Raw genomic sequence first — 14,805 nt, forward strand, 5'->3', positions numbered from 1 at the left:
CTCGCGTTGCCGCAGCGGTCGGTCATGCCGACGCCGTGTTGCAGGAAAGCTACTCCAGCCGGACTGATCGAGGAAACGCGAAATGACGAACGTGGTGATCGGATGCGACGATCAGCGTTTGGTTTGCGACCGTTGGACGACGACCTGGCTGCGCAGCGCGGCGGCGTTGCTGTCGAGGAACGATCGTTCCGAATCGGTCAGGCCGTTCTGTGCGTACATGCCGGCGCGCAGGTCGATGTTCCCGTCGGTGCGGCGGAGATTTTTTGCCTCGCGTCTGGACAACTGACCAGCCTTGCGACCGTTGCGGATGTCCTGCCGTATTCGGTTGACCTGGCGTTCGATCGATGGGCCGGCGGGCGTGCTGGAGATGGTGCTCCATGCCTGTGCGGTCGCGGGTGTGGGGAGGGCGATCACCAACATAGCGATCGCACTCATCCAGCCCCTTTCGGCGCGATGCGCCGTTTTCCCTCTCCCGGTGGGAGAGGGAAAAGACGGCGAAGCCGGCGGCAGGGTGAGGTTGGGGCGAGGCATCGGCATCGGTCGTCTCCCGTTGTGACGATAGAATGCCCTACCCGGATGAACCCGCGATGGACGTCAGGCGTCCTCGACCTCGCGTGCTACCGGCGGGTGCAGGCGGAGGCGATGGATGCGGCGTTCGTCGGAATCGAGCACCTCCAGCTTCCAGCCGCTGGGGTGATCGACGCATTCGCCGCGCGCGGGAACATGGCCGGCCAGCACCGCGGCGAGGCCGCCTAGCGTGTCGACGTCGTGTTCGGTTTCGCCCAGCCGCGGGTCGATCAGCTTTGCGGCATCCTCGAGCTCCGCGCGGGCGTCGGCCTCCCATGCGCCGCCGTCGATCGGCACCAGCAACGCCTCGGGCGCCTCGTCATGCTCGTCCTCGATCTCGCCGACGATTTCCTCGATCAGGTCCTCGATCGTGACGAGGCCTTCGGTCCCGGAATATTCGTCGAGCACGACCGCCAGATGGACGTGGCTCGCGCGCATGTCGGCGAGCAGGTCGAGCGCGCCGCGTGACATCGGAACGTACAGCGGGTCGCGGATCAGGCCGGACAGATCCGCCGGATGCTCCGCTCCGGTCGCCAGAATGTTGAAGACATCCTTGATGTGGACCATGCCGATGATCGTATCCAGCGCGCCGCGATAGACGGGCAGGCGGCTGTGTCCGGCCTCGGCGAAGATCTGGACGAGGTGGGCGAAGGTGGTTCCTTCCTCCACCGCGATGATGTCCGCACGGGGTACGCCGACGTCGCCGGCGTCGCGTTCGCCGAAGTGCAGCAGGTTGCGCACCATCTGCCGTTCGAGCGGGGTCAGGTCGCCCTTGGCATCGGGCGCGGGATCGTCCTCGTGCCGGTCGATCGCGTCCTCCAGCTGGTCGCGGAGGGATTCTTCCTGCGCGCCGCCGAAGATCAGATGCTTCAGCCCGCGCCAGATGTTGGATTCGCTGGAGTCGCCGTTGCCGGCGCTACTTCGGTCGTCTGCCATGGCGGCCGTGTCAGTCCTCTCGTACAGAATAGGGGTCCGCGATGCCGAGGCTGGCGAGCGCCTGACGCTCGATCTCCTCCATGCTGTCGGCTTCCTCGTCCCCCATGTGGTCATAGCCTAGCAGATGCAGCGTGCCATGCACCAGCAGATGCGTGGCGTGTTCGGCGACGTCGACACCCTTTTCCATCGCCTCGCGCACGCAGACGCCATGGGCCAGGACGATGTCGCCGAGCAGCAGTTCGCCATCATCGCTGTTCTGGCTGACGGTGGCGAGCAGATCGGCCTGCACCATCGGGAAGGACAGGACGTTGGTGGGCTTGTCCTTCTGCCGGTATTGCGCGTTGAGCTGGTGGACCTCGTCGTCGGAGGTCAGGCGGATGCTGATCTCGACCGCAGCGGCGGTGGTGATGAGTTCGCCGTGCGGCGTCCGCTCGATCGCGGCGCGGGCGGCGCGGGCGGCGAGGGCGTCCCAGTCGGTGTCGGCCGGCCACGGGTCTTCGCGGGTGAGTTCGATGTGGATCATGCGAGGTCCGTCTGCGAGAAATCGTCGCCCTTGTAGAGCAGGTGAGCATCGCTGGCCTTGGCGCAGGCATAGGCGAAGCAATCGCCCATGTTGAGCCGGGCGGGGTGGACGCCCTTGCCGTAGCGGGCTGCCGCCATGATGGCCTCTTCGCTTTCAGGCGCACCGATGGCGGCCAGGCGAAGGCCCGCTTCCTGGACGAAATTCGTCACCGTTGCGTAAGCCTCCATCAGGCCGATCCCGCGTAGCTTGGCGATCGCGCGTGTCGCTTCCCACGCACCTATCGCGCAATAACACCGGTCGTTGTGCCGCTCGATCGCGTCGGCGAAAGCATCTGCTTCCGGTTCACCATAAACGATCGCAACGATCGCCGATGCATCGACGAAGATGGTCAATCGTCGTCTTCGTCGTTCAGCGAATCGTAGAACGCCTTGTCCGCCTTAAATCCTGTCGGTTCGCCCGGAAGATGCGCCTCGCGCCATGCCGCCATGCGTTCGCGCAATGGCACCGTTGCCTCCTGGCGCGCAAGTTCGCGCTCCAGCGCTCGCTTGACCGCCGCCGTTTTGGAGATGCCGAAACGACGAGCAAGCCGAGTGGCCAGCGCATTCGCTTCTTCGTCCTTTACGTACAACGATGCCATGATCCGCCTCGCCAATATCCCTGAAACGTATTTGGGATATACCTGATCGTCAAGCGTTCAGCCCCTCATACGCCTCGACGATACGACCGACGATCGGATGACGCACCACGTCGGCGGTGGTGAAGCGGGTCATCGAAATGCCCTCCACGCCTTCCAGCCGCACGGTCGCGTCGGCGAGGCCAGATGCGCCGACGCCGCCGGGCAGATCGGTCTGGTTCGGATCGCCGCAGATCACCATCCGGCTGTTCTGACCGAAGCGGGTGAGGAACATCTTCATCTGCGCCGGGGTGGTGTTCTGCGCCTCGTCGAGGATCACAAACGCGTCCGCCAGCGTCCGGCCGCGCATGAAGGCGATGGGTGCGATCTCGATCTCGCCGCTGGCGATGCGGCGTTCGACCTGTTCGGCGGGCAGACAGTCGTGGAGCGCGTCGTACAGCGGCCGCAGGTACGGATCGACCTTGTCCTTCATATCGCCGGGCAGGAAGCCCAGCTTCTCGCCGGCCTCCACCGCCGGGCGGGACAGGATCAGCCGCTGGACACTGCCGGTGATCAGCTGCGACACCGCCTGCGCGACGGCGATATAGGTCTTGCCCGTACCTGCCGGCCCGAGCGCGAAGATCATGTCGTTGGTGGCGAGTTCGCGCATGTAATGCGCCTGCGCCGGGGTGCGCGGCACGATCGTCTTCTTGCGCGTGCGGATCATGACCGAGGGCATGCCGCCGTGTTCGGTGCTGACGATCCCGGCGAGCGTCGGTTCGGACGCCATGGCGATCGATGCATCGACGAGGCCGGTGTCGATGTCCTCACCGCGCTGCATGCGGTGGTAGAGGTCCTGCAACACGTCGCGGGCGAGCGCGACGTTCTCGGCGGTGCCTTCCAGTCCGACGCGATTGCCGCGTGCGGTGATGTAGACGCCCAGCCGGTTTTCGAGCGCTACCAGATTCTGGTCGTATTGCCCGAACAATGTGGCGAGCAACTGGGGTTTGTCGAACAACACCTCTGCCCGGCTGCGTTCACCGGAGCGGGCGGGGACGGGCTTGCGACTCATGCGGTCCTTTCATGCCGTGATGGCATGACAGGAATGTGGGATGCGTACCCTCGAAAGGAAAGCCGCAAAACGACTGCGGTCGATCAGGCCGCGGCGCGCATGCGTTCCGCGCCCGCCATCGATACCGGACCTGCCGACAGCAGTTCCACCGTGACCAGATCGCCGATCACCGCATCGGTCATCAGGTGGACCGATTGCAGCCAGGGCGACTTGCCGAGCATCTGGCCGGGCAGCTTGCCGCGGCGTTCGATCAGCACGTCGCAGGTGCGGCCGACGCTTGCCTGATTGAATGCCTGCTGGTCGCGACCCAGCGCCGCCTGCAACCGCTGGAGCCGCTCGTCCATCACCTCCGCCGGCACCGCGCCGGCCATGTCGGCGGCGGGCGTGCCGGGGCGGGGGCTGTATTTGAACGAATAGGCCTGGGCATAGCCGACCGCATCGACCAGCGCGATTGTCTCGGCGAACTCCGCCTCGGTTTCGCCGGGGAAGCCGACGATGAAGTCGCCCGACAGCGCGATGTCCGGCCGCACCGCGCGCACGCGGTCGAGGAGGCGGAGGTAGCTCGCGGTGTCGTGGTTGCGGTTCATCGCCTTCAGGACGCGGTCGCTGCCCGCCTGAACCGGCAGATGGAGGAACGGCATCAGGCTCTCGACTTCACCGTGCGCCTCGATCAGTCCTTGCGCCATGTCGTTGGGATGGCTGGTGGTGTAGCGGATGCGGACGAGGCCGGGAATGCGATCGAGCACCCGGATCAGGTCGTGCAGCCCGCGACCGTCATCGGACCATGCATTGACGTTCTGGCCCAGCAGCGTGATCTCGCGCGCGCCGGCATCGACCAGCGCCTTCGCCTCGTCGACGATCGCCGCGAACGGACGACTGACCTCCGCACCGCGGGTGTAGGGGACGACGCAATAGGTGCAGAATTTGTCGCACCCTTCCTGCACCGTCAGAAACGCGGACGGCCCGACCTTGCGGCGGGCCGGCAGGCTACCGAACTTCGACAGCAGCGGCATGTCGGTATCGAGGCTGGGGGTGCCGGACGCGGCCTGCGCGACCAGGTGCGGCAGGTTGTGATAGGCCTGCGGACCGACGACGACGTCGACCCTGGCGCGGCGGACGATCTCGTCGCCCTCCGCCTGCGCGACGCAACCGGCGACTGCGATCATCGGGGCGGCGCGATCGGCGCGCCGCGCGTCCTTTCGCAACCGGCCGATATCCGAATAGACTTTTTCTGTCGCGCGTTCGCGGATGTGGCAGGTGTTGAGCACGACGAGGTCGGCGGCGCCCGCATCATCCGTTGCGGTCATGCCATCCGCCGCCATCAATTCGGCCATGCGCTCGCCGTCGTAGACGTTCATCTGGCAGCCGAACGATTTGACGTGAAAGGTTTTCGGGCCGGTCCTGGGGGTGTCCGCAACAGTCATGCGCGGGCGCATACAGGATGCGGCGGCCGGGGACCAGCGTTCTGCCAGGACCCGGCCTCATGCTTCGATCGGCCACGAAACGCATGGCCTGCCGCATCGAATCGTGGAACGATACCGCGTCGACGCAGGAGGAGCCGATGAACAGCCGGATGGTACATGGCGTGGTCCTGACGATCGCGATCGGCCTTTCCGCCGGCCTGTGGGCGCAACGCGCCCCGAAGGTGCCGACGCCTTCGGGACCCGACATCATCGTCAATGGCGGAACACCGCGCATGATCGCAGGATTGTGGACGTTCCAGTCGGGAATGCGCGTCACCGAAGCGCAGCCCGGACAGCGGATGGCGTCGCCGCCGCGGCTCGGCACCACCTGGACTCGCTGTATCGGCGATGGCGACACGGCTGCGATCGTCGATCAATTGATTGGCGCGGAGGCGATGTTCGATGGCGCGCAGAGCTGTTCGCGCTTCGGCCTGTCGATCACCAGCAATCGGGTCAGCGGCAGCCGCCATTGCAGCCACATGGGCACATGGGGACTCATTTCGGACGACACGCGCCTGAATGCCCGGATCGCCGAGACGACGCTGGCGGCGCGATATCGCCAGAAGGCGAGTTTTCAGGGCGAAACCCTGTCGAGCGCGCGCTGGGCGGTAGAGGGCAGGCGGGTCGGCGATTGTCCGGGTGCCACTTTGGCCGCGCCGGCATCCCAGCAGGACGGCATTCCGACCGGCCCGCTGCCGAGCGAACCCGATCACCAGCCCGCGGCCGAATTCTCCACGATTGAGCCCGCAAAGGCACCGCCACCGGCGCCTTCCGTCGCGGCCGAACAGGCAGACGACATCGTCGTGATCGCCCGCAAACTGCGCAAATTGCGGCTACACTACGCGAGCACCGGACGGGCTTTGCGGTGGTGTCACACCGATATTTCCAGCGGCGATCCGCGGCTCGACCGGATCGGCTGCGCGATGGTGCGGGCATGCGTCCACGATGGTCATGACGAACCCACGGCGGCGCTGGCCTGCGTCAATCGCCGCGTCGATCTGCTCGTTCCGGTTGCGGCCCATGGCACCGAGTGACACGACCCGCGCTTCCCGCTCGCCAAGCCGGCGAAATCCTGTACCGTCATCGGCATGACGACATATCGCCCGATCGCTTTTGCCCTGCTGGCCGCTGCCGGTTGCGGTATCCTGCCCGCCGCCGCGCAGGACGCGCCGCGCGAACCGCGCCGCACGCGCGTCACGCTGGGGCCGCAACTGGTCCCGAGGTATCCCGGATCCGATTCGCTCGGCCTGCGTCCGTTTGTCGACGTATCGCGGACCAGCGGCGACACGCCTTTCGCGTTCGAGGCGCCCGATGAAAGCGCCGGCTTCCCGGTGATCCGCGATGGCCGCTTCCAGTTCGGTCCCGCGATCGGTTTCGAAGGGAAGCGACGCAGCCGCGACGTGGGCGGTGCGCTGCCCAAGGTCGGCTTTACTGTCGAACTGGGCGGCTTCGCGCAATATGCGGTGACCGACGCCGTCCGTCTGCGGGCGGAAGTGCGTCATGGGATCGGTGGCCACAAGGGTCTGATCGGTGTGGTCGGCGGCGACTATATCGCGCGCGATGGCGACCGTTGGCTGTTCTCGATCGGGCCGCGGGTCACCGTGTCGAACGGCCGCTACAATCGCGCCTATTTCGGCATCGCGCCCGTCGACGCGGTGCGTTCCGGCCTGCCGGCGTTCCGCGCGGGCAGCGGTATACAGGCGGTCGGGGCGACGGCCGGGCTGCTGCGCCAGCTCACGCCGCGCTGGGGCGCATATGGCTATGCCAAATACGACCGGCTGGTGGACGACGCTGGTCGATCGCCGGTGGTGCGTGCGTTCGGATCGCGCAACCAGCTGTCGGGCGGCGTGGCGCTGACCTATACTTTCGGTGCCGGGGTCGACTGAGCGTTCTCGATCGCGGCGCGTGCTTGTGAGGCGATCGCCTTGCGATTGCCGGCTTCGGCCGGATCGAACGGGGCGAGCGCGTGCAGCGTCACCGCGAACGTTCCGCGCCGCCGCAGTACCCGCAGTGCATGCGACTGCCCCGGCTCGTCGCCCACCCAGGCGAGATCGTCCGTCGCCGTACCATAATCGACGCGCATCGGCTGCACCCGCACGCCCGCCGGCGGCGGATCGAGCGCGGCCAATAGCGCCGCCTTGAACGGCAGCAGGGTGACGCCGTCGCCGGTGGTGCCTTCGGGAAAGATGGTCACTGCCCGGCTTGCGCCCAACGCCTCGCGCAGGCGGGCGATCTGCGCGGATACCTGCAACCGGTCGTCCCGACTGACGAAGATCGTACGGTTCAGCGTGCACAGCCAGCCGACCAGCGGCACATGCCGCAATTCGCCCTTGGCGACGAAGCTACTGCCGGTCGCCCCCGCAATCGCCAGGATGTCGATCCAGCTCAGGTGATTGGCGAGGAATACGACATCGCGGCGCAACGGCACGCCGATCACCCGCACCCGCGCGCCGGCGATCCGCGCGACCAGCCCGAGAAACAACCGCGGCCACGGCGATTGCAGGCGCAGCAGCCGCCACAGCCCATGCATGCAAAGCGCCCCGAGCAACGCCAGCACCAGCGCCAGCAGCCGGGCAGCAAGCCGCAGGTTCGCCATCAATCCGACGCCACCCGCGCGCGGATCACTGCTTGCGGTCGAGGCTGACGCCGTACAGCTCCATGCGGTGATCGACGAGGCGGAAGCCCAGCTTTTCCGCGATCGCTTTTTGCAGTTGCTCCAGTTCCGGATCGACGAACTCGATCACCTTGCCGGTCTCTACGTCGATCAGGTGATCGTGATGCGCCTCCGGAGAGGGTTCGTAGCGGGCGCGACCGTCGCCGAAATCGTGGCGGTCGAGGATTCCCGCCTCTTCGAACAGCCGCACCGTGCGATAGACGGTGGCGATCGAGATACCCGGATCGATCGCCGAGGCGCGCTCATAGACCTTCTCGACATCGGGATGGTCTTCGGCTTCGGACAGCACGCGTGCGATGACGCGACGCTGCTCGGTGATGCGCAGGCCCTTCTGGTTGCAGAGGGCTTCGAGATCGATCTTGCGGGGCATCCGCATGATGTAGTGCAGGAGGCTTGTTGCGAAAAGCGAAACCGACTCGCAACAAGCGCTAAACGGCGCGGCGATAGGTATGGGCGTCGAACACCTGTCCGGTCTTGCCGCGATAATAGCCCCGCCGCTCGCCCACCTTGGCGAAGCCCTGCGCGACGTACAGCTTCATCGCCTCGTTGCCCGCACGCACCTCAAGATGCAGATCGACGATGCCGCCCGCCTGCGCTTCGGCGATGACCGCGCGCAACAGCGCGGTGGCGATGCCGCGGCGACGGCATGCGGGATCGACCGCCAGCAACAACAGTTCCGCTTCGTCCGCGACGCTGCGTACCATCGCGAAGCCCGCGGCCCGGTCGTCGACGAACGCCAGCGTCAGGCGCACGCCGGGCATTGCGAGCACGCCCATGCACTGGTTGCGCGTCCACGCCTCGCCGTACCGCGGGTCGAACGCGGCGACCATCAGCGTATCGACGATGGCGGCGTCGCGCGCATCGCCGGTACGCAGCAGGACCTGACGCGTCGCCATCAGGCCACAACGCCGGCAGCGGGCGGCTTGCCGCCGGGCAGCTTCGCATCGGGTGCGCGACCATAGAGCGGACGGGGCGGCAGCGTGGCCAGCGCATCCGGTAGCAGCAAAGCGTCGGCAGCGTTCGGCAGGGCCGGCGTACCGGCAAGGTCGGGCGCGACCTGTTGCAGCCAGCGGACGCCGTTACCCACCGGATGACGCCCGGCGAGCGCTTCGATCGCGGCCTCCGGCTTGCGCGAGGCCAGCGTGTCGAGCGGGACGGCGCCGGGGGCGAAGGCTTGCATGAACACCTCGCCATGCCCGCCTTCCAGCATGACGGCGATATCACGGCCCTCTCCGGCGGCGAAGGCGGCGGCGGCGATCAGCGAGAGGCTGGAATAGCCATGCACGTCCGCGTCCCAGCCAAGGGCGAGGCCACGGGCAGCGGCGATACCGACGCGCAGGCCGGTGAAGCTGCCCGGGCCGACATCGACCAGAATATGCGCGGCGCGACCGCCATCGGGCAGATCCGCGATCATCGGCAGCAATTGTTCGGCATGACCCCGACCGACTTCGCGGTGCGCGGCGGCGATGACCACGCCCCCCTCGATCAGCGCGACCGAGCAAGCGGCGGTCGCGGTATCGATCACGAGCGTGCGGGGGGAAGGGTTGTCGGTCATAGACTTGGCTGGCACCCGCTTTGCGACAGGCGGCGAGGGGACACAAGCGGGTGATGTGCGATCGCGCAGCGGGCGACGCCGCGCGTCACCCCGGAACCCATCCGGAGTGACGGGGAACCGTCAGGCGATCGTATTGAACTTCGCGAACGACGGCCGGGGCAGGCGATCGTACACGCTCGCCGGGTCACCATAGCCCAGCGTCGAGATGAAGTTGGTCCGCACCCCCGGCCGGTCGGCAAGGAACGCCTTGTCGACGGCGCCCTGGTCGAAACCGGACATCGGGCCGGTATCCAGCCCGAGTGCGCGCGCGGCGATGATGAAATAGGCACCCTGCAGAGTCGAATTGCGGAATGCCGATGCTTCACGCAATTCGGTATTGCCGTCGAACCATGCCTTGGCATCGGTATGCGGAAACAGCTCTGGCAGATGCTCGTGAAACTCGACGTCCATCGCGATGATGACGCTGACCGGGGCCTTCAGGATCTTGGGCTGGTTCTGCGCCGACGTACAGGCGGCGAGCTTCGCCTTCGCCTCTTCGCTGACGCACCAGATCAGCCGTGCTGGCAGCTGGTTCGCCGATGTCGGCCCCCATTTCATCAGGTCCCAGATCGCGTGCAGCTGTTCCTCCGCCACCGGGCGGTCGGTATAGCCGTTATAGCTGCGCGCGGTGCGGAAGATGCGATCGAGCGCTTCGTCGTTCAACACATCCGGCATCAGACGGCCCTCACTTCGGTGACTTCGGGGACATAGTATTTCAGTAGCTGCTCGATGCCGCTCTTCAGCGTCGCGCTCGACGACGGGCAGCCGGCACACGCGCCCTGCATCCGCAGGAACACCTTGCCCTTGTCGAAGCCGCGATAGACGATATCGCCGCCGTCGTTCGCCACCGCCGGGCGCACGCGCGTGTCGATCAGTTCGCGGATCTGGGCGATGATCTCGGCGTCGGCGGGATCGTCGGTAGTGACCTCCTCTTCCGCACCCGGCACGCTGAAGCCGGCGCTACCCTGACGGAACAGCGGCATGTTCGCAGCGAAATGGTCGAGCAGGATGGCGAGCACGTCGGGCTTCAGGCTGTGCCATTCGACGCCCGGCGCGGCGGTGACCGACACGAAGTCCCGGCCGAAGAACACGCCGGTCACGTCGCCGAGCGCGAACAGCATCTCGGCGAGCGGACTCGCGTCTGCTTCCTCCGGCGTCGCGAAATCGCGCGTCCCGGCGTCCATGACGATCCGGCCCGGCAAGAACTTGAGGGTCGCCGGATTGGGGGTGGTTTCGGTCTCGATCAGCATGCCTGCCATGTGGACCGTGGCGACCGGTGGATCAAGCGCCGACCGGGAAAGGGATTGTTTCCGGGTGCAACCCATTCCTCCCTCCGGCGGGTGAGGAATGAAGGGGGTTAGGCCTCCAGCCCTTTCACCGCCGCATTCCAGCTGGCGATATTCTCGCGCGCTTCCTGTACGAACGCCGACCTCCGTACGAACCCCAGAAAGAAATCCGCAAACCATTTGCCCGGATTGCGCAACGGCCGCTCGAACTGCACCAGCAACACCACGCGCGTGCCTGCGGTGTCGTTCCAAACCTCGTGATCATAGGTGTCGTCGAAGACGAGCGTCTCGCCCTCCGCCCAGCGGACGACACGATCGGCTACCCGCATCCGGACGTCGCCGTCGCGCGGCACGATCAGGCCCAGGTGACAGGTGATGAGCCCCTTGGTCACGCCGCGGTGTGCCGGGATGTGCGTGCCGGGCGCGAGGATCGAGAAGAACGCGCTGTTAAGTCCCGGAATACGCTCGACCAGCGCCTGCGTCCGCGGGCAGCGGGCCAGGTTGTCGTCGATCGGATAGCCGTAGCCCCACAGGAAGAACGAGCGCCACTTGCCGACCTCGGCGATCGAGCGGTGGTCGGGCGAGATCGTGGCAAGGCTGGGCGCCGCCTCGCCACGGGTCACGGCGATCGCCTCGTCGCGGATGTCCTCCCACGATTCGCGGAGCAGCGCGGTCCAGGCGAAGTCGCGGACGTCGAGTACCGGATCGTTGGCAACCAGCGACGACGACGCGATCAGCCGGTCGAAAGCGCCGCGCAAATGCTTGCCGATCCGGATGATGAGTGGACGGCCACGCTCCGCCGCCATCGGCGCGGACGACGCGCCGGACACCACGGCGTGATCCGGCACCATGCGGGCGGGGCAGGGCGCCTCGCCCGATTGCCGCCACATTGCGGGCGCCGCTTGCTTCGTTCCGACCGTCATCACACGCACCATCACCGAGTCGAGCCGAAATCATGCGTCCGGCCATGTTCTGGATCGGTCAGCTAAGCGCCGGCTGGGGCAAAATGATGACCGAAACGGGGGGATTGGGGCGATCCGTTGCCGCGATCACGGGCATCGTGACAGGGATCGGGTGGCGGCGGCGGGCGGCAGGCGCTACATGCGGGGTCTATGGCGTTCTTCCCCCGCGCGTTCGCGCCCGTTCTCGTCGTGGCCATGTCCACGACGGTCCTTGCCCAGACCAGGGCTCCCGCACCGGTCCAGGCGTCCGCCGTCAAGGTCGATCCCACCGCATGGCTCTACAAGGGCAGCGACCTGCCGCACGATCCGGCGTGGGTGTTCGGCACGCTGCCGAACGGCCTGCGCTATGCCGTGCGCAAGAACGGTGTGCCGCCGGGGCAGGTGTCGATCCGCGTCCGCATCGACGCGGGCTCGCTCAACGAGAAGGACAGCGAGCGCGGCTTCGCGCATTTCATCGAGCATCTGTCGTTCCGCGGGTCGGAATATGTGCCCGATGGCGAGGCGAAGCGGGTGTGGCAGCGGTTCGGCGCGACCTTCGGGTCCGACAGCAACGCATCGACCACGCCGACGCAGACGCTGTACAAGCTCGATCTGCCGTCCGCGACGAACCAGACGGTCGACGAAAGCCTGAAGATCCTGTCCGGGATGATGGCCGCGCCGGTGCTGACCGATGCCGCCGTTTCCGCCGAACGCCCGATCGTGCTCGCCGAACGCCGCGAACAGCCGGGTCCGCAGGTCAAGTTGCAGGACGCGATGAACGGACTGTTCTTTGCCGGACAACCGCTCGCCACCCGCTCGCCGATCGGCACCGTGGAGACGCTGGAGGCGGCGAACGGCGCCAGCGTGAAGGCGTTCCACGATCGCTGGTATCGTCCGGAAAACGCGGTCGTCATCATCTCGGGCGACATGGATGCCGCCACGCTGGGACAGCTCGTCACCAAACATTTCGCCGACTGGAAGGGCAACGGCCAGACCAGCCCGGCGCCCGATTTCGGCAAGCCGTCGTCGCAACAGCCGACGTCCGCGACGCTGGTCGAACCCGGCCTGCCCCCGCTCGTCATGATGGGCGTGGTGCGACCGTGGCAGTACAATGACGACACCAGGCTATTCAACCAGAAGCGGATGGTCGACACGATCGCGGCGAAGGTGATCAGCCGCCGCCTCGAACGCCGCGCGCGCGCCGGTGCGAGCTTCGTGCAGGCGGGCGTCGACCTCGACGACCGGTCACGCTCGGCGAACATGACGACGGTCCTGATCCTGCCGGTGGGCGATCAGTGGGAACAGGCGCTGAAGGACGTGCGCGCGGTGATCGCCGATGCGCAGAACTCGCCGCCGACGCAGGCGGAGATCGACCGCGAATATGCCGATTACGAGGTTGCGATCCGCAACGGCGTCGAAACCGCGCGGGTCGAGGCGAGCGCCAAGCAGGCCGACGACATGGCCGGCGCGCTCGACATCCGCGAAACGGTGACCGCGCCGGAAAACTCCTACGCGATCCTGACCGAGGCCAAGCAGAAGGGGATGTTCAACCCCGACTCGGTCTTTGCCTCGTCGAAGAAACTGTTCGAGGGCACGGCGACCCGCGCCCTCGTCAATACGCGCACCGCGGAAAAGGGCACGGCGGAGAAACTCGCGGCCGCGCTGAAGGCCGACGTATCGACGCTGACGATCAAGCGCGCCAATCAGGCGGCGGTCGATTTCAGCAAGCTGCCGGCGCTCGGCACGCCCGGCACCGTGGTCACGCGCACCCCGATCGAGGGGTTGCCGGTCGAGAAGATCGTCTTCTCCAACGGCGTCCGCATGCTGCTTTTCCCCAATGCCGACGACACCGGTCGCGTCTTCGTGCGGGTACGGTTCGGCAACGGCTATAACGGCTTGCCCGCGAACAGGCCGAGCCCGGCATGGGCCGGCGATCTCGCGCTGATGGAAAGTGGGATCGGCAATCTGGGTCAGGACGACCTCGACCAGCTGACTGCCGGCCGTCAGCTCGGCCTCGATTTCGGTATCGACGAGGATACCTTCTCGGTCGCCGCGCTCAGCAGCCCCAAGGATTATGCCGACGAACTGACGCTGATCGCCGCCAAGCTTGCCCATCCGCGCTGGGACCCGGCACCGGTGGCCCGCGCGAAGTCGGCGGCGCTGACCGCGATCCCCGGCTATGATTCATCGGCGGACGGGGTGCTGTCGCGCGATCTGGAGGGCCTGCTGCACGCCGGCGATCCGCGCTGGGCGACGCCCGATGCCAAGGCGGTGAATGCCTTGACGCCGAAGAGCTTCCAGTCGTTCTGGTCGCCTCTGCTCGCCAGCGGCCCGATCGAGGTCGACGTGTTCGGCGACGTCAAGGCGGAAGAGGCGGTCGCGGCGGTGGCGAAGAGCCTCGGCGCGATCCCTGCACGCACCGCACCGGCGACCACGCCGCCGCCGGTGCGCTTCCCCGCGCACAATTCGACGCCGGTCCTGCGCTATCACAACGGCCCGGACAATCAGGCGAGCGCCGTGATCGCGTGGCCGACCGGCGCCGGTATGGCCGATATCGCCGAAGCGCGACGCCTCGACGTGCTGGCGCAGGTGTTCAGCGATCGCCTGTTCGAACGGATGCGGCAGGCCGCAGGCGCGAGCTACAGCCCCGGCGTCGCGAGCAGCTGGCCGAAGGGCTTGCCCGGCGGCGGCCGCCTGATGGCGGTCAGCCAGGTCGCACCCGCCAACGTCGATCTGTTCTTCCGCCTGTCGCGCGAGATCGCGGCGGACCTCGCCAAGAACCCGGTCAGCGACGACGAACTCGCCCGCGTGAAGGGTCCGCTGCAACAGGTCTACGCCCGCGCCGCGACCAGCAGCCTGTTCTGGCTGCGCGAGCTGTCCGGCGGCGCCTACGACGACCGGAAGCTGGACGCGACGCGCCGCATCGGCCGCGACTTCGGCGACGTGACGCCCGCAGTGCTGCAAGCGACCGCAGCGAAGTATCTGGTGCCGGAGAAGGACTGGACGCTGGCGGTGCTGCCGAAGAAGAAGTGAGGGGCGATGAGGGTGCGAGGTGCGCCGCTGACCTCCCCCTCCGTCACCGCTACGCGGTGCCACCTCCCCCTCGCGGGGGAGGAATGACCTCGAAGTCCTCCCT

The 14,805-nt window shown here is 67.0% G+C and carries 17 protein-coding genes; 3 read left to right on the forward strand and 14 right to left on the reverse strand.

Translation table 11 applies throughout. The features are described 5' to 3' along the window. Positions 1-111 precede the first annotated feature (111 nt). The 7 genes from NF699_19240 to miaB all read right to left on the reverse strand — a co-directional run bounded on the left by NF699_19240 (position 112) and on the right by miaB (position 5,135). Entirely contained in the window at positions 112-435 is a 324-nt protein-coding gene (locus tag NF699_19240) for a hypothetical protein (GenBank protein USU05134.1), read from the reverse strand. Between the two features lie 159 nt (positions 436-594). After that, positions 595-1,503 (reverse strand): hemolysin family protein, encoded by a 909-nt coding sequence (locus tag NF699_19245; protein USU05135.1) that lies wholly within the window; start codon positions 1,501-1,503, stop codon positions 595-597. A 10-nt stretch (positions 1,504-1,513) separates the two neighbouring features. Beyond that, the gene (ybeY, locus tag NF699_19250) at positions 1,514-2,026 is read right to left on the reverse strand and encodes an rRNA maturation RNase YbeY (GenBank protein ID USU05136.1); all 513 of its coding nucleotides are present in this window, start codon (positions 2,024-2,026) and stop codon (positions 1,514-1,516) included. Continuing rightward, entirely contained in the window at positions 2,023-2,418 is a 396-nt protein-coding gene (locus NF699_19255; protein USU05137.1) for a type II toxin-antitoxin system VapC family toxin, read from the reverse strand. Before NF699_19255 ends, ybeY begins: the two co-directional genes overlap by 4 nt. Continuing rightward, complete coding sequence (locus tag NF699_19260; GenBank protein USU05138.1) at positions 2,415-2,663, reverse strand: type II toxin-antitoxin system VapB family antitoxin; 249 nt, start codon at positions 2,661-2,663, stop codon at positions 2,415-2,417. Before NF699_19260 ends, NF699_19255 begins: the two co-directional genes overlap by 4 nt. 49 nt (positions 2,664-2,712) lie before the next feature. After that, on the reverse strand, positions 2,713-3,711 hold the full coding sequence (locus NF699_19265; protein USU05139.1) for a PhoH family protein: 999 nt from the start codon (positions 3,709-3,711) through the stop codon (positions 2,713-2,715). Positions 3,712-3,794: 83 nt separating this feature from the next. Continuing rightward, the gene (gene miaB, locus NF699_19270) at positions 3,795-5,135 is read right to left on the reverse strand and encodes a tRNA (N6-isopentenyl adenosine(37)-C2)-methylthiotransferase MiaB (protein USU05140.1); all 1,341 of its coding nucleotides are present in this window, start codon (positions 5,133-5,135) and stop codon (positions 3,795-3,797) included. An 83-nt stretch (positions 5,136-5,218) separates the two neighbouring features. On the opposite strand from miaB, the gene NF699_19275 reads away from it, so the two are divergent. Further along, the gene (locus NF699_19275; GenBank protein USU05141.1) at positions 5,219-6,208 is read left to right on the forward strand and encodes a hypothetical protein; all 990 of its coding nucleotides are present in this window, start codon (positions 5,219-5,221) and stop codon (positions 6,206-6,208) included. A gap of 54 nt (positions 6,209-6,262) precedes the next feature. Next, positions 6,263-7,060: a MipA/OmpV family protein gene (locus NF699_19280; GenBank protein ID USU05142.1), complete on the forward strand. Its 798-nt coding sequence runs from the start codon at positions 6,263-6,265 to the stop codon at positions 7,058-7,060. Here the strand turns inward: NF699_19280 and NF699_19285 are convergent. The 7 genes from NF699_19285 to NF699_19315 form a co-directional block, all read right to left on the reverse strand. Beyond that, a complete protein-coding gene (locus NF699_19285; protein USU05143.1) occupies positions 7,033-7,770 on the reverse strand; it encodes a 1-acyl-sn-glycerol-3-phosphate acyltransferase in 738 nt (245 codons plus the stop codon). The genes NF699_19280 and NF699_19285 overlap by 28 nt on opposite strands. A 25-nt stretch (positions 7,771-7,795) precedes the next feature. Next, entirely contained in the window at positions 7,796-8,218 is a 423-nt protein-coding gene (locus tag NF699_19290) for a transcriptional repressor (protein ID USU05144.1), read from the reverse strand. Between the two features lie 58 nt (positions 8,219-8,276). Beyond that, complete coding sequence (locus NF699_19295; GenBank protein ID USU05145.1) at positions 8,277-8,744, reverse strand: GNAT family N-acetyltransferase; 468 nt, start codon at positions 8,742-8,744, stop codon at positions 8,277-8,279. After that, the gene (gene tsaB, locus NF699_19300; protein ID USU05146.1) at positions 8,744-9,403 is read right to left on the reverse strand and encodes a tRNA (adenosine(37)-N6)-threonylcarbamoyltransferase complex dimerization subunit type 1 TsaB; all 660 of its coding nucleotides are present in this window, start codon (positions 9,401-9,403) and stop codon (positions 8,744-8,746) included. The genes NF699_19295 and tsaB overlap by 1 nt, the downstream gene beginning before the upstream one ends. Before the next feature lie 120 nt (positions 9,404-9,523). Beyond that, positions 9,524-10,117: a malonic semialdehyde reductase gene (locus tag NF699_19305; GenBank protein ID USU05147.1), complete on the reverse strand. Its 594-nt coding sequence runs from the start codon at positions 10,115-10,117 to the stop codon at positions 9,524-9,526. Continuing rightward, complete coding sequence (locus NF699_19310; GenBank protein ID USU05148.1) at positions 10,117-10,692, reverse strand: NifU family protein; 576 nt, start codon at positions 10,690-10,692, stop codon at positions 10,117-10,119. The genes NF699_19305 and NF699_19310 overlap by 1 nt, the downstream gene beginning before the upstream one ends. Before the next feature lie 107 nt (positions 10,693-10,799). Further along, entirely contained in the window at positions 10,800-11,651 is an 852-nt protein-coding gene (locus tag NF699_19315) for an aspartyl/asparaginyl beta-hydroxylase domain-containing protein (GenBank protein ID USU05149.1), read from the reverse strand. Between the two features lie 189 nt (positions 11,652-11,840). Here NF699_19315 and NF699_19320 point away from each other — a divergent pair, with 189 nt between their 5' ends. Further along, complete coding sequence (locus NF699_19320) at positions 11,841-14,702, forward strand: insulinase family protein (protein USU05150.1); 2,862 nt, start codon at positions 11,841-11,843, stop codon at positions 14,700-14,702. The last annotated feature ends 103 nt before the right edge of the window (positions 14,703-14,805 follow it).

Source organism: Sphingomonadaceae bacterium OTU29LAMAA1 (assembly GCA_024072375.1).
Classification (GTDB): Bacteria; Pseudomonadota; Alphaproteobacteria; order Sphingomonadales; family Sphingomonadaceae; genus Sphingomonas.

Coding starts and splice junctions, on each gene's coding strand:
- NF699_19265 (USU05139.1), bottom strand. CDS start 3,711: ATGAGTCGCAAGCCCGTCCCCGCCCGCTCCGGTGAACGCAGCCGGGCA.
- miaB (USU05140.1), bottom strand. CDS start 5,135: ATGACTGTTGCGGACACCCCCAGGACCGGCCCGAAAACCTTTCACGTC.
- NF699_19320 (USU05150.1), top strand. CDS start 11,841: ATGGCGTTCTTCCCCCGCGCGTTCGCGCCCGTTCTCGTCGTGGCCATG.
- NF699_19295 (USU05145.1), bottom strand. CDS start 8,744: ATGGCGACGCGTCAGGTCCTGCTGCGTACCGGCGATGCGCGCGACGCC.
- NF699_19260 (USU05138.1), bottom strand. CDS start 2,663: ATGGCATCGTTGTACGTAAAGGACGAAGAAGCGAATGCGCTGGCCACT.
- NF699_19290 (USU05144.1), bottom strand. CDS start 8,218: ATGCCCCGCAAGATCGATCTCGAAGCCCTCTGCAACCAGAAGGGCCTG.
- NF699_19245 (USU05135.1), bottom strand. CDS start 1,503: ATGGCAGACGACCGAAGTAGCGCCGGCAACGGCGACTCCAGCGAATCC.
- NF699_19280 (USU05142.1), top strand. CDS start 6,263: ATGACGACATATCGCCCGATCGCTTTTGCCCTGCTGGCCGCTGCCGGT.
- NF699_19310 (USU05148.1), bottom strand. CDS start 10,692: ATGCTGATCGAGACCGAAACCACCCCCAATCCGGCGACCCTCAAGTTC.
- NF699_19240 (USU05134.1), bottom strand. CDS start 435: ATGAGTGCGATCGCTATGTTGGTGATCGCCCTCCCCACACCCGCGACC.
- tsaB (USU05146.1), bottom strand. CDS start 9,403: ATGACCGACAACCCTTCCCCCCGCACGCTCGTGATCGATACCGCGACC.
- NF699_19275 (USU05141.1), top strand. CDS start 5,219: ATGGCCTGCCGCATCGAATCGTGGAACGATACCGCGTCGACGCAGGAG.
- NF699_19305 (USU05147.1), bottom strand. CDS start 10,117: ATGCCGGATGTGTTGAACGACGAAGCGCTCGATCGCATCTTCCGCACC.
- NF699_19315 (USU05149.1), bottom strand. CDS start 11,651: ATGACGGTCGGAACGAAGCAAGCGGCGCCCGCAATGTGGCGGCAATCG.
- ybeY (USU05136.1), bottom strand. CDS start 2,026: ATGATCCACATCGAACTCACCCGCGAAGACCCGTGGCCGGCCGACACC.
- NF699_19285 (USU05143.1), bottom strand. CDS start 7,770: ATGGCGAACCTGCGGCTTGCTGCCCGGCTGCTGGCGCTGGTGCTGGCG.